The sequence below is a fragment of the Aequorivita sp. IT1183 genome, assembly GCF_058068265.1.
This window is the reverse complement of sequence record NZ_JBYRHS010000001.1, coordinates 529,505-543,514: the sequence shown is the minus strand read 5'-3', so window position 1 is coordinate 543,514 and position 14,010 is coordinate 529,505. Positions and strand designations below refer to the sequence as shown.

The 14,010-nt window shown below is 37.3% G+C and carries 14 protein-coding genes; 4 read left to right on the top strand and 10 right to left on the bottom strand.

Features of this window, described 5'->3' with window-relative positions:
* Positions 1-5 precede the first annotated feature (5 nt).
* Both AC3RVF_RS02395 and rsmI read left to right on the top strand, forming a co-directional pair.
* Positions 6-362 (top strand): DoxX family protein, encoded by a 357-nt coding sequence (locus AC3RVF_RS02395; protein ID WP_489690232.1) that lies wholly within the window; start codon positions 6-8, stop codon positions 360-362.
* A gap of 3 nt (positions 363-365) precedes the next feature.
* A complete protein-coding gene (gene rsmI, locus AC3RVF_RS02390) occupies positions 366-1,037 on the top strand; it encodes a 16S rRNA (cytidine(1402)-2'-O)-methyltransferase (RefSeq protein ID WP_489690233.1) in 672 nt (223 codons plus the stop codon).
* A gap of 46 nt (positions 1,038-1,083) precedes the next feature.
* Here rsmI and AC3RVF_RS02385 read toward each other — a convergent pair whose 3' ends face one another.
* The 3 genes from AC3RVF_RS02385 to AC3RVF_RS02375 all read right to left on the bottom strand — a co-directional run bounded on the left by AC3RVF_RS02385 (position 1,084) and on the right by AC3RVF_RS02375 (position 4,769).
* Positions 1,084-1,680, bottom strand: a complete 597-nt coding sequence (locus tag AC3RVF_RS02385) for a carboxymuconolactone decarboxylase family protein (protein ID WP_489690234.1) — start codon at positions 1,678-1,680, stop codon at positions 1,084-1,086.
* An 84-nt stretch (positions 1,681-1,764) separates the two neighbouring features.
* A complete protein-coding gene (locus tag AC3RVF_RS02380; protein WP_489690235.1) occupies positions 1,765-3,237 on the bottom strand; it encodes a T9SS type A sorting domain-containing protein in 1,473 nt (490 codons plus the stop codon).
* Between the two features lie 41 nt (positions 3,238-3,278).
* The gene (locus AC3RVF_RS02375) at positions 3,279-4,769 is read right to left on the bottom strand and encodes a T9SS type A sorting domain-containing protein (protein WP_489690236.1); all 1,491 of its coding nucleotides are present in this window, start codon (positions 4,767-4,769) and stop codon (positions 3,279-3,281) included.
* Positions 4,770-4,927: 158 nt separating this feature from the next.
* Between AC3RVF_RS02375 and recJ the strand changes: the two genes are divergently transcribed.
* Complete coding sequence (gene recJ / locus AC3RVF_RS02370) at positions 4,928-6,619, top strand: single-stranded-DNA-specific exonuclease RecJ (RefSeq protein WP_489690237.1); 1,692 nt, start codon at positions 4,928-4,930, stop codon at positions 6,617-6,619.
* 69 nt (positions 6,620-6,688) lie between these two features.
* On the opposite strand, the gene AC3RVF_RS02365 is transcribed toward recJ, so the two are convergent.
* Positions 6,689-7,450, bottom strand: coding sequence for a UDP-2,3-diacylglucosamine diphosphatase (locus tag AC3RVF_RS02365; protein ID WP_489690238.1), 762 nt, complete (start codon positions 7,448-7,450; stop codon positions 6,689-6,691).
* Positions 7,451-7,505: 55 nt separating this feature from the next.
* Complete coding sequence (locus AC3RVF_RS02360; protein WP_489692648.1) at positions 7,506-7,955, bottom strand: 6-pyruvoyl trahydropterin synthase family protein; 450 nt, start codon at positions 7,953-7,955, stop codon at positions 7,506-7,508.
* A gap of 210 nt (positions 7,956-8,165) precedes the next feature.
* Between AC3RVF_RS02360 and AC3RVF_RS02355 the strand changes: the two genes are divergently transcribed.
* Positions 8,166-8,801 carry a 2OG-Fe(II) oxygenase gene (locus AC3RVF_RS02355; protein ID WP_489690241.1) on the top strand — a complete coding sequence of 212 codons (636 nt, stop codon included), beginning with the start codon at positions 8,166-8,168 and terminating at the stop codon, positions 8,799-8,801.
* A 14-nt stretch (positions 8,802-8,815) separates the two neighbouring features.
* Here AC3RVF_RS02355 and AC3RVF_RS02350 read toward each other — a convergent pair whose 3' ends face one another.
* From AC3RVF_RS02350 to AC3RVF_RS02330, 5 genes are all read right to left on the bottom strand, one after another.
* The gene (locus AC3RVF_RS02350) at positions 8,816-9,127 is read right to left on the bottom strand and encodes a hypothetical protein (RefSeq protein WP_489690242.1); all 312 of its coding nucleotides are present in this window, start codon (positions 9,125-9,127) and stop codon (positions 8,816-8,818) included.
* 326 nt (positions 9,128-9,453) lie between these two features.
* Positions 9,454-10,284 carry a glycosyltransferase family 2 protein gene (locus tag AC3RVF_RS02345; protein WP_489692647.1) on the bottom strand — a complete coding sequence of 277 codons (831 nt, stop codon included), beginning with the start codon at positions 10,282-10,284 and terminating at the stop codon, positions 9,454-9,456.
* Complete coding sequence (locus AC3RVF_RS02340) at positions 10,253-11,605, bottom strand: exopolysaccharide biosynthesis polyprenyl glycosylphosphotransferase (RefSeq protein WP_489690244.1); 1,353 nt, start codon at positions 11,603-11,605, stop codon at positions 10,253-10,255. Before AC3RVF_RS02340 ends, AC3RVF_RS02345 begins: the two co-directional genes overlap by 32 nt.
* 5 nt (positions 11,606-11,610) lie before the next feature.
* On the bottom strand, positions 11,611-12,597 hold the full coding sequence (locus AC3RVF_RS02335; RefSeq protein WP_489690245.1) for a UDP-glucuronic acid decarboxylase family protein: 987 nt from the start codon (positions 12,595-12,597) through the stop codon (positions 11,611-11,613).
* Positions 12,594-13,907, bottom strand: coding sequence for a UDP-glucose dehydrogenase family protein (locus AC3RVF_RS02330; RefSeq protein ID WP_489692646.1), 1,314 nt, complete (start codon positions 13,905-13,907; stop codon positions 12,594-12,596). Before AC3RVF_RS02330 ends, AC3RVF_RS02335 begins: the two co-directional genes overlap by 4 nt.
* Between the last annotated feature and the right edge of the window lie 103 nt (positions 13,908-14,010).

The window sequence follows — 14,010 nt, the reverse complement described above, 5'->3', positions numbered from 1 at the left end:
AACGTATGACTCCTCAAAAAACAATATACTGGATAGCCACAGGGCTGCTTAGCGCATTATTTCTGTATTCTGCCATCATGTATTTAACCGATACAGCGGTGATTGAAGGTTATTATCAAGACTATCAATATCCCACCTATTTGGTTATTCCGATGGCACTAGCGAAAATCTTTGCTATTGTTTTTATCCTACTTAGAAAGCCAAAATGGGTAATGGAATGGGCTTATGCCGGACTATTTTTCGATATGGTTCTGGCTTGCTTTGCCCATTACAGAATTGATGACCCTGGAATAACGCTCCCTTTGATAGGAATTTTACTATTACTTACCTCTTATTTCTTCGGAAAAACTGTTCGCGCATAAACTATGGGAAAACTCTATTTAGTACCTACTCCAATCGGTAATTTAAAAGATATGACCTTTCGCGCCGTAGAAGTGCTGAAAGAAGTAGATTTAATACTCGCCGAAGACACTCGCAATAGCGGAAAACTCTTAAAACATTTTGAAATCGGCACCCAAATGCATTCGCACCACATGCACAACGAGCATAAAACGGTGGAAGGCATTGTAAAACGAATTCAAAGTGGTGAAAACATTGCGCTAATAAGCGATGCAGGAACTCCAGCCATCAGCGATCCTGGATTTTTATTAACCCGAGCTTGTGTGGAAGCGGGTATTGAAGTTGACTGTCTTCCCGGCGCTACCGCTTTTGTTCCAGCATTGGTAAACAGCGGTTTTCCGAACGATAAATTTGTTTTTGAAGGATTTCTTCCTGTGAAAAAAGGCAGACAAACTCGCCTCGAACTTTTAGCCGAAGAAACCCGAACCATTATTTTTTACGAATCGCCACACAAACTGCTGAAAACTCTTGCCCATTTTGTGCAATATTTTGGCGCCGAAAGACAAGTTTCTGTTTCCCGAGAAATCACAAAACTACACGAAGAAACCGTTCGCGGCACTGCGGAAGAAGTTTTAAAACATTTTGAAAATAAGCCGCCAAAAGGGGAGATAGTTGTTGTTGTTTCGGGGAAGAAATAAAATTTTTTTAAAGCACTTCTGCGATCAAAAATCTACAATCGTAAATCTAAAATTCGCCGTGTTTCCCTTTATTCCACCCGTGCTTTCCAAGATATTGCTCGCCACTTTCTACTGCGCCATCTTCAATTGAAGTTCCCATAGAATCGTTCCAACGGTTTAGATAGCCAAAGAGCGAAATAACACCGAGCATTTCTACAATTTCACCTTCGTTCCAGTATTTGTAAAGTCGTTGCTTAATTTCATCATTCACAGCATTTGGCACTTGGCTCGCAGCTAAAGAAAAGTCGAGCGCAGCACGCTCAGCTTCCGAAAAAGCAGAATGGGTTCTGTATTCCCAAATATTATCTAGTTGCTCCTGCTCTGCTCCATAGCGTTCAGCAGCGCGAATGGCGTGTGCTTGGCAGTAGCGACAACCAGTTGCGTTGCTGCTTACCCACGCAATCATTCGTTTTAAAGCTGAAGAAACACTGCCTTCATTCGCCATTACGGCTTTGTTGAGGTTGATAAAAGCTTTGCTTATCGCCGGACGGTGCTGCATAGTGAGCACGCTGTTGGGGCAAAAACCAAGTGTTTCATTGAAAAATTCGGCCAATTGTTTTGTATCGGCGTCGTGGTTTGGGGAAAGTGGTGTTACTAAAGCCATCGGTAATTTTTAGATATTTTATTCGAAGATAGGAATTGCCGATGGCAAATACCAAAAGATAATCTCCAAATTCCAAAAAAGCCTTTAATTCTTCAGCAGTCTATAAACACTATTCGAAGTTTTTAAATAATATAATCCGCTTTGTGCTGAAGAAAGATTTATTTGTGATTGCTTGTCGGTTAATTCGCCCGAAGCAATAATTTTTCCTGTAATATCTGTTATTTGGAATGCTGTTTTATCAGAAAATATTTCGCGCTCAACAGTGAAAATACCGTTTGAGGGGTTTGGGTAAATAGTTAAATCGTCCTTTTCAAATTCAGAAACACTTAGAGGGCCATTGTTAAGCCTTCCCACAGCAAAACTTTCGCTACCGCTATAAAAAAATGTGTTGCCCGCCACTACTAGTTTTCCGTCCTGCTGTAAAGCAATATCGGCACCTTCGAAACCCATTTCAGTGAAGCCGTTTGTGCCAAAAGTGGTGTCAAGTATACCATCAGAATTAAATCTATAGGTACGATTAAAATCGGGTTCAAAGCCAAACGTGATACCAAAAACAATGATGGCGTTATCTGGCTGGACCAAAATTTTAAGCGCAGTAAATATATCGCCGTCAATAACTACCGTACCATTGTCCCCAAAAGAAACATCAATTTCACCAGTTGGCAGCATTCTTTTTATTGAAGTTCCGGGTTGTGTTCTCAACGACATTAGTATTTTTCCATCGTCTTGAATAGTAATAGATGAATGAAATACCTCACTCGCCGACTCTATTTCAACAATGCCATCTACACCAAAATCATTGTCCAAATCGCCATTTGGTAAAAATCTGGCAAATTGGAATTTTTTTACAAAATTCACTTCGGTTTTATAAGGGACTAAAATTTTACCATCGCTTTGCACTTTAATTCCAAAAACCTTAAAAGAGTCATTATTTATAAATTGTGTGATACTTCCATTAATGCCAAATGAGGTGTCTAGTGATCCATCGGGCAAATATTTTACTAATAAAATGGATTTGTCACCTCCATCTGTAGAACTTCCTCCAGCCAATATTTTATCGTCGAGAAGTAAAACAGTAGCGCTTAGATAATCTTCAGCGTAAGTTGTTTTAACAATTCCGTCTATCCCAAAAGAAGTGTCCAAATCGCCATTCGGCAAATAGCGGACTAATAGAAAACCTACTTCTCCGTTTTCAAAAAATGTGGTGGAGGTTATAATTTTTTGATTGGGCTGAATGTGTAGTGAATTAAAGTACTCGTGATAGTTATTTCCTATTTGTGTAGTTACCAATCCATCTGTGCCAAAAGTAGTATCTAAAGTTCCATCCGGAGTATAACGAACAAGACCATAAACAAAATAATTATTTGGATGAATTGCAATTCCATAAACAACAATTTTACCATCGGCTTGAATTGCAACTGAAGAGCCTCTGTCTCCTCTTCCAAAAAAATCTGTTACAACATAGCCATTATTCCCAAAAGATGTATCCAATGTGCCATCCTGCGAATAAGTAAGTGTTGAAATTATTCCTATTAAAAAAAGTAGAAGTGTTTTCATAATTTTCAAGTTTTGATGCTTCCGAAGAAACTCTTTTCAACTCAATTCTTCAGTAAACGAAACACACTGTTTGAAGTTTTCAGAAAATAAACGCCGCTTTGTACAGCAGAAAGATTTAGTTGTGATTGCTTTTCAGTCAATTCACCCGAAGTGATGATTTTTCCTGTAATATCTGTTATTTGGAAAGGTGTTGTTTCAGAAAATATTTCACGTTCAATAGTAAAAATTCCGTTTGAGGGGTTTGGGTAAATAGCTATTTTATTAGTTTCAAATTCTGGAGTTGATAATGGATCATTAATGTAACGCTCCATAATTATATCTTCTTGCCCGTTGTACCATGCCGTATTGGCCAAACACGTAATTTTACCGTCCTGTTGAATTAACATATCGGCTACAAAATACTCAGAAGAATTTATGACGAAGTTAAAACCTGTATCTACATTACCATCAATATAATACCGCTTTATAAAAAACGGTCCGCCACCCTCAAAAAAATCAGTGAGTTCTCCAAAAATTAATAATCGTTGGTTCTGTTGAATTTCAATTTTACTGATAGCTAAATTATTCCTATTCGGGTTTAAATATCCATTGCTGTCAAAAGATGTATCAAAACTTCCATCGGGTAGGAATCTGAAAATTAGATTAGTAATTACGTTCGATTGCCAATCAAAAAAGGAACTGTGAACTGCAATTTTACCATCATCGTAAAGTGCAATATTTTTTGATGAAAAATCGGGGTCATTCACTATGCTCACTATCCCATTACTGCCATAAGAAGTATCCAGCGCACCATTGGGCAAGTAGCGCAATAACACTTGAGAAGACACGCCATTATCTTGACTTTCTGCAAGCACCACTATTTTATTATCCGTAGTTATAACGGCCTTCTTTGCGCTGTTTGATTCATTCCCAACTTCTGATATCACCACTCCATTATTTCCAAAAGAAAGGTCTAAAGTTCCATCGGGCAAATATTTTTTTAAACCAATTTTAGCTATTCCATTTTCAAATAACCTACCCGCTGCTAGAAGCGAATCATCATTAAAAAGTACCATCTCGCCGCTATAAATGTTTTCCGGAAATACTATTAGTTCACCATTATTCCCGAAACCAGTATCTACTGAGCCATCGGCTAAAAACCTGTTGACTACAAACTCAGAATTAGCGGTCGAAGAAAATAATCCGCTAGCAACAATTTTACCGTCACTTTGGCTTAAAACTTTTCTATAATATTCATCCTCATAACCTGAACCACTAAAAATTGATACGCCATTAGTTCCGAAAGAAGTGTCTAAAGTACCGTTAAGATTATATCTGGCGATGGAAGGAAAAGCTTGTCCCTGTATTTTAAACTGCCCCGCCACTAAAAGTTTCTCATCCGCTTGCTGGGTTATTGATATAGCTAAGTCTGTATCGCCATCAATATCTGTTTGCACAGTTCCATTGTTGCCAAAAGAAGTGTCTATCCCACCATCTTGGGCTCCCACAAATGTAGTAGCTAATACCGCAAAAAAAAGTAAAAGTGATTTCATAATTTTAAAACTTAAGATTATGGGGAGAATTATACGTACAAGATAGTAAATTATCAATTATTAGAAATAGCCACCCGCTTCTCGAAATTTTGTAATTTTACAGCTCTCCCTTTATTTAATACTCACAACCATTCCAAAATTTGGAATTTACGAAGTTTATGCGCTGGACCCTAAAACCAAAACCCGATTCCGAAAAAGTGAATTCACTTTCAAAAGCCTTAAAAGTTGAACCAATTATTGCTTCACTTTTAATTCAGCGCGGTGTGGAAACTTTTGAAGAAGCACAAAAATTTTTCCGCCCAAGTTTGGAAGATCTTCACGATCCATTTTTAATGAAGGACATGGATAAAGCTGTCACCCGAATTGAAAAGGCAATTGAAAACGAAGAAAACATCTTAATCTACGGCGATTATGATGTTGACGGAACCACGAGTGTAGCTTTGCTTTCTTCCTATTTAAAAAGTTATTATCCGAATGTTTCAACCTACATTCCAGACAGGTATGACGAAGGTTACGGAGTTTCGTATAAAGGAATTGACTACGCTCAGGACAATGATTTTGCACTTATTATTGCCTTAGATTGCGGCATAAAAGCCATTGAAAAAGTATCGTATGCTTCCGAAAAAAATGTAGATTTTATAATCTGCGATCACCACCGTCCGGGGAAGGAAATTCCCAAAGCCGTTGCAGTCCTCGATCCAAAACGGGAAGATTGCGAATACCCGTACAAAGAACTTTGCGGCTGTGGTGTTGGATTTAAATTGATCCAAGCTTTGGCTGGTAAAAGAGGCTTACAAATTGAGGATTTGCTGCTTTATTTAGATTTGGTTGCAACTGCAATTGCTGCAGATATAGTTCCTATGGCCGGCGAAAACAGAATCCTAGCTTTTTATGGATTGAAAGTAATTAACAGCAATCCGCGAACGGGAATCTTGGCAATTTTAAAGCAAGTAAAAAAGGAAACCCTCACAATTACCGATGTGGTTTTCATCATCGCTCCACGCATAAATGCCGCCGGAAGAATGAAACACGGCAATCATGCCGTAACATTATTAACGGAAACTGATTCTGAAAAAGCCGAAACTTTTGCCTCGGAAATTGAAACTTTTAATACAGACAGACGCGAGGCCGACAAACAAATTACCGAAGAAGCGCTTCAACAAATAATTGCAAATAAAGAGGAAGAACGGATGACCACCGTGGTTTATCAAGAAAACTGGCATAAAGGGGTTATTGGCATCGTGGCTTCCCGTTTGACAGAAACCTATTATCGCCCAACTTTAGTTTTCACTAAAAGTGGCGAAAAGCTTGCTGCATCCGCCCGATCCGTAAAAGGGTTTGATGTTTATAATGCCTTGGAAAGCTGCGCCAAACATATTGAACAATTTGGCGGACATATGTATGCCGCGGGTTTGACGTTGTTCGAAAAAGATTACGAAAACTTTAAAAATGAATTTGAACGCGTGGTTTCAGAAACCATCGATCCTCATTTACTTACTCCCGAAATTAGAATAGACACAGAAATAAACCTGGAAGACATTACTCCAAAATTCTTCAGAATTTTAAAACAATTCGCCCCCTTCGGCCCAGGAAATATGACGCCAACTTTTATGACACAAAATTTAATGGACACTGGTTGGGGAAAATGTGTGGGCGAAGATAAAACGCATCTACGGGTTGTGGTGAAGCAGGGGAATTCCAATCAATTTACTGGGATAGGTTTTAGCATGGCTGAAAAAAGCGATATCGCTTGCAGCGGAAAACCATTTAAAGCGGCCTTTTGCATCGATGAAAACGAATGGCAAGGGAATGTGAGTTTGCAATTACGGTTAAAGGATATTCGGGAATAATATTTGGTACATTTTTGTCGTAGTAGGGTCAAGGCATGCCTTGACCCTACTACGACAAAAACAAAATATTTATTGTGATTTAAATTCTTTTAATTCAAAATTTTTCCCATCAAAAACGCCGTAGGTATAATGATTTATCCAATCGCCTAAATTGTAGTAAGCTGAATTTTCACCCACTTTTATTTCCATAGGCAAATGGCGGTGACCGAAGATGAAATAATCAAAATGCTGAGTTTCTAATTTTCGTTTGGCGTACTGCGCTAACCATTCCTTCTCTCCTCCCAAAAATTCTTTGTCTTCGTCTCCCGAAATCAATTTATTTTTTACAGAAAGATGTTGTGCTAAGCGCACCCCAATATCGGGATGCAACCAGCGGAAAAGCCACTGCGAAAATGGATTAGTGAAAACTTTCTTCATCCGTTTATAGCCTTTATCTCCCGGACCTTTTCCATCTCCGTGACCAATAAAGAAATGTTTGTTATTGAAAACAAATTCTTTCGGATCGTGATAAACAGGGATGTTTAGTTCCTTTTCAAAATAATCGTGCATCCACAAATCGTGGTTTCCCACAAAAAAGTGAATTTGAATTCCGCTATCGCGAAGTTCCGCGAGTTTTCCTAAAACGCGAACAAAACCTTTTGGCACAACGGTTTTATATTCAAACCAAAAATCGAAAAGGTCGCCAAGTAGAAAAATTACTTCGGCATCGTGTTTTATGGTGTCGAGCCATTTCACAAAAATCTTTTCGCGTGGCAAGCTTTCGGCCTGTGTAGGCGCACCAAGATGGTTGTCGCTAGAAAAGTAAATTTTTTTGCCTTGTGGAATTTGCATTGGGTAAATATAGTGAAAAAGACCCTTCAACTGTGGTCAGAGTAAAGGTGTAAATTTAATTATCCCCAGCAAACCACTGTGCATAACTGCTGTCGGTTTCCTGAAGTTTTAGGGAGTGAAGAGTAATGTTTTTAGGCAAACGGCTTTTAATTTTTTCAGAAAAATCAATTACCATCATTTCGCTGGTGGGTTGATAATCTACTAAAAGCACACTGTGACCGCGATCGCTTAATTCCTTCGCCAATTCTACGTGTGGGGTGTTTTTATTGAAAACCGTTGAATGGTCAAAAACATCCACAATTTCTTCTTTTACTATCTTTTTAAGGTCGCTAAAATCTATCACCATCCCAAACTTTACATTGTCGCTAACGGCAATTGGATTGCCGATTACGGTAACCGAAAGTTTGTAACTGTGGCCGTGCACATTTCTACATTTACCGTCGTAACCGTAAAGTGCGTGTCCCGTTTCAAAAGAAAAAATCTTGGTGATGCGTATCTTATTCATAAAGTAAAATTGGGCAACAAAGATACAATTTTCTTCGCCCAGACTTTAGCCCATAGCGCTCGAAAAAATAAGGTGTAGTTTTGACTGAAAGCAACAGTAGTTAAATCTGTAAAAATGTAAATTTTTTCGGAAGAAAAATGCTTCTTTTTACACTTGTATAAAATCACCGATTTCTACACTATATTTGCCCGCTTTTTTAAAGTAAAATAAATGACCCAAGAACTCTTTGAACAAATAGAATTTGTTGAAAATCCGTTGTTCGAAACTATTATAGACAACTTGCTTCAACAGCAATATTGTATTGTAAACGACTTTTTCTCTTCGGAAGAAGTTGCTATTTTGCGCAATTCGTTACATGCAAAATACGAAGCAGATCGCTTTAAAAAATCGGCTATTGGCAATCACACAAACGAAGAAATTGACAAAACCATCCGTGGCGATTTTATTCTATGGATGGATGAAAAAAACGCCAATGAAGCAGAGCAGTTATTCTTCAAAAAAATAAATGAATTGGTTAATTACCTCAACAGAACTTGCTTTTTGGGCATTCTTCGCCAAGAGTTTCATTACGCTGTTTATCCAAAAGGGACTTTTTACAAAAGACATTTAGACACATTTCAAAACGACGACCGCCGCAAACTTTCTATTGTTTGCTATTTAAACGAAGACAACTGGCCGCGCGAAAATGGAGGAGAGCTAACGATTTACAAGGAAAATGAGGCGTTGGATATTTTACCGCTCCCTGGGCGGGTGGTTATTTTTGAAAGTCAAATTTTGGAACACGAAGTAAAAGTGGTAAAAGCTTCGGAGCGCATGAGCATAACAGGTTGGCTGAAAACGCGCTAACTAGATATGAGAGATTAAAGGTAAATCTTGTGATCGCGGCAGTATTCGGCTATGTAATCTTGAAGATTTTCTATGGCTTCTTTAAAATTTACACGCTCACTTTCACCAAAGCGTTCAGCTTCCAAATCGCGTTTTAACTCCATCGAAATACTTTGACGGATTTCGAGTAAAAGAATTTTCAGGTATTTTTCTTTGTTCATTTCTGAAACCTGCTGCAAATCTATAAGTGCATCGCAGACTCCTTCATATTCCGAAACAAGTTCTTTTACAGAAGAATTTTCCAGCAATTCGGGATTGTTTTTGAAGATTTCAGAAGGTGTTTTCACGACGATATATTTTCAAAGTAAAAAATACAAAGAATTTAGCGTTTTTTCAGCTTTTGATAAATAACTACGGCAATTACTAAAACTGCCAATATTAAAAAAAGGCCAGGGCCACCGATAAATTTTAACCAATCCATATTCAATTATTTAAAGAATAAAAGGGTGTAATTATTTATAAACATCATTCTTTCAAAACCAAATATATGAATTTTGGATTACCTTCAAGTAAGGTTTTCACTTGCGTCTTGGATTTTTTTAAAACGATAAAACCATTCTACAATTTTATTTAGTTTTTCTCTTTTTAAGCATTTTTAAATAGGGAACATGTATTAAGAGTCAAGAGTAGAAACATCAAAACTTTCAATAAATTTTGGGCGGATAAAAAAATATTCCCATAAAAACAAGCTCATAAAAAAGAGGGATTTGGGTATTGAATACCCCAAATGAGTTTTATAAAAATTAAAATTGTGCTTTAAAAGACTTATTTTATTTGCACTCATCGAATCTTTTCTAATTCTATAAAATGCTAAATCTTGAATGATTCCCCTTGCTGGTTTTTTACTTCTTTTAATGGCTTCGAGCCACAGCGCCCAATCTTGTCTTTTGGGTATTTCTGGCGACATGATTTTTCCTATGCTGGAGGCATGGTACATGCCGGTTAGGTTACCGATATAGTTATTACGGCGTTGCTTTTTATAAGTAAGCACGGACATTGCTTTAACCCGTCTATCGAGCAGATTTCCCGTTTCATTTATGTGAAGATAACTTGTAAAAGAAACGGCGCAATTCGCGTCTTGCATATAGCTTAGCTGAACTAAAAGTTTATTTGGCGCCCAAAGGTCATCCGAGTCTAAAAATGCTATATAATCGCCTTGAGCCATTTCTGTGGCTTTATTTCTACAATAGCCAGGACCGTGGTTGGTTGATAATTTTAAGAATTGGATTCGGGGGTGTGAGAAAGATAACTTATCAATAATTTTTGAGGTGCCATCGGTAGATGCGTCATCTACTATAATAAGTTCCCAGTGACTATAACTTTGTGCAAGTACACTTTCAATAGCTTCCGCAACAAATTTTGAAGAATTATAAACCGGCATTATTACTGAAACAAGCGGGTTCTCTTTTACATTAATACGCTCTTTCTTCCCCTCTAATTGCATTGATGATAGTTTGGAAAACGATTTTTATGTCGAGGAATAGGCTCCAGTTTTCAAGGTAAAAAATATCGAACTTAACTCTGTTAATAATATGATTATCATCTTCTACCTCTCCGCGAAATCCACTTATTTGCGCTAAGCCTGTAATTCCTGGCTTAATAAAATGGCGCACCATAAATTTATCTATTCTTTCTGCATACATATGTGTATGACTAACCATATGCGGGCGTGGCCCTACTACAGACATTTCACCTTTAAGTACGTTAATAAATTGCGGTAATTCGTCAATACTAGTTTTTCTAATAACTCTACCGACCCTTGTTACACGTTCATCGCCCTTAGTAATTTGGTGTAAGTGAGCCATTGGATTGGGGATCATACTTCGAAATTTATAGCAATAAAACTCCTTGTAGTCTAATCCGTTTCTTTTTTGTTTAAAAAATACGGGGCCTTTGGACTCTAACTTAATTAACAAACCGAGCAGGGGTGTGAGCCAGGACAGTATTCCAACAATAATTAAAAGGGAAAGAATAATGTCAAAACTCCGTTTTAAAAACTTGTTAAAAGGTTCGTCTATAGGTATTCTTCGCATAGAGAGAATAGGCAGCACTCCGTAATATGAAAAGTCAAGTTTTTTACTATATATCTCTTTATTATCTGGAAGAAATTTTAAAATTTTGAGGTTATTATCTACAAAATCAATCAATTTTATAAGGTCCTTATTGCCGATTTCTGCAACTGAAGAGTAAACCTCATCAATATTTTCCTTCATAATATATTCCATACACTCTTCAATAGAAACCTTGTTAGGACCTTTTAAATCGAAGGTTTTATAAAGTTTATAACCATAGACTGGATTGTCGAGAAAGAACTTGCGCAGTAAGTCGGTTTTTTGATTAAGACCTATAATTACTACTTTTCTAACGTTACCACCTAGATGCAAACGATATTTCTTGAGAAGAAAGAAAACGCTCAACTTCATTATTGTAACACATATCAGTACTAAAAGAATGTATTCAAAAATTGTAGAGGCCGAAGTTGGCAATTCATTATAAAAACCAAAAAAGGAAAAAACCATCAGAACGAAAATGATTCCTTGTTTTCCAATAAGCGAAATAATTTTTGCGAGATGTGTAAATCGATATATTTCGTAAAATCCTGAACGCGTTGATAGTAATAGCCATGCAACTGTTAAAAACATTACATAGTTAAAATAAGGAAAAGGCTGATCGAAAAACTCAAACGCAAAAAAATGGATAAAGAACAAGTCTATTCCATATGAAATAGGCCTTAACAATCCTGAATATCTTCCGCTTTTAAACATTTAAATTATTTATTATGCTTTGAAAAATCTTTGTGTTCGCTTTTTGTTAGTTCTTCCTTAGAAAGACTTTTAAAATACTCGAATGTTTTTCTCATACCTTCTTCCCTTGACACTTTAGGTTCCCAACCCAATATTTCTCTCGCTTTAGAAATATCTGGCTCGCGTTGCATGGGGTCGTCTTGAGGTAATGGTTTAAAAACAATTTTTTGCTGTGTGCCAGTTAATTTGATTATTTCTTGCGCAAAATCAAGAATGGTAATTTCTTCAGGATTGCCAATATTTACTGGCAATGGGTAATCGCTCATTAGCAATCGGTATAATCCTTCAACCTCATCATCAACATAACAGAATGAACGAGTTTGAGAGCCATCGCCAAAAACTGTTAAATCTTCTCCACGTAAAGCTTGCCCAATAAAGGCAGGTATTACTCGACCGTCATTTAGTCGCATGCGAGGTCCATAAGTATTAAAAATACGCGCAATACGTGTTTCTAAACCGTGAAATCTGTGATAGGCCATTGTAATAGATTCCTGAAATCGCTTTGCCTCATCATAAACTCCTCGAGGGCCAATGGTGTTTACGTTTCCGAAGTACTCCTCAGTTTGGGGATGAACTTGGGGATCTCCGTAGACTTCAGATGTTGAAGCAATAAGGATTCGAGCATTTTTTTCTCTTGCTAAACCAAGAAGATTGTGAGTACCTAATGACCCAACTTTTAGGGTCTGGATCGGTATTTTTAAGTAATCAATTGGGCTTGCTGGCGATGCAAAGTGAAGTATATAGTCTACTTTTTCAGGAACGTGTACAAATTTAGTAACATCGTGATGATAGAATTCAAAAGCTTCCAGCTTAAAAAGATGGGCTATATTTTTAAGATCGCCAGTAATGAGATTGTCCATCCCTATTACATGAAAATCTTCGGCAATAAACTTATCGCAAAGGTGCGAGCCTAAAAATCCAGCAGCACCAGTAATTAGGACGCGTTTCTTCATAAATTCACTGCCTTTCTTCCAACAGAAACATAGGTAAATCCTTCTGCTTCCATATCATTTACATTGTATAAATTTCTTCCGTCAAAAATAACTGGATTTTTTAATAATTCCTTCAATTTGCTGTAATCTGGGGTACGGAAAATACTCCATTCGGTACAGATTAACAAAGCATCTGCATTTTCTAACGCAGCGTACATAGATTCAGAATATTTTAATTTATCTCCAAAACGTTTCTCAATATTTTTCATTGCCTCAGGATCGAAAACCTGAAGTTTTGCACCTGCTTTCAGCAATCCTTCCATCATATCTATTGAAGGGGCTTCGCGAATGTCGTCCGTTTCGGGTTTAAAGGCCAATCCCCAAATAGCGATTGTTTTACCTTTTAAATTGTTGTTGAAATAAGTATCAATTTTGGGCAACAAAATTGTTTTTTGTGCTGAATTGATTTCAATTACCGAATTCAAAATTTTGAAATCATAATCTTCATCTTTTCCAGCCTTTTTGAGCGCTTTTACATCTTTTGGAAAGCAAGAGCCGCCATAACCAATTCCTGGAAAAAGAAAACGTCTTCCAATACGGCTATCGGTTCCCATTCCTGCACGAACCATATCTACGTCGGCACCAACTTTTTCGCAGTAGTTGGCAATTTCGTTCATAAAAGTGATTTTGGTAGCCAAGAATGAGTTTGCAGCATATTTTGTGAGTTCAGCAGATTTTTCATCCATAATTATTATTGGATTTCCAGAGCGTACAAACGGGCTGTAAAGCTTTTTCATTTGCGCAGTTGCTGTTTCACTACTTGAACCGACAACGATGCGTTCCGGCTTTAAAAAATCGTCTACTGCAAATCCTTCCCGAAGAAACTCAGGGTTGGATACAACATCAAATTCACAGGAGGCATTTTTCGCAATAATGCTACGTACTTTTTCTGCAGTACCTACTGGCACGGTGCTTTTATCTACGATTACTTTGTATTCTTTAATTTTTTTACCTATTTCTTCCGAAACATTCAAAACATATGAAAGATCTGCAGACCCATCTTCATCCTCAGGTGTTGGAAGGGCCAGAAAAATAATTTCGCCGTGCTCCAATCCCTCATCGAGCGAAGTTGTGAATTTTAAACGATTGGCCTTTATGTTTCTTTCAAAAAGAACATCTAAATGTGGCTCATAAATGGGCACTTCGCCATTGCGCATTTTATCCACTTTCGCTTTATCTATATCAACACAAACTACATCGTTTCCTGTTTCGGCTAAACAAGTTCCCGTTACAAGGCCAACATAGCCAGTTCCTATTACTGAAATTTTCATAATTATGTTTACCCTTCAACTACCCTTCGCTTTTAATCAGTTTTAATCAGTGAGCGATACTAGGGAAAATTGTGATGGTATTTTTTTAAATTAACGATTGCAA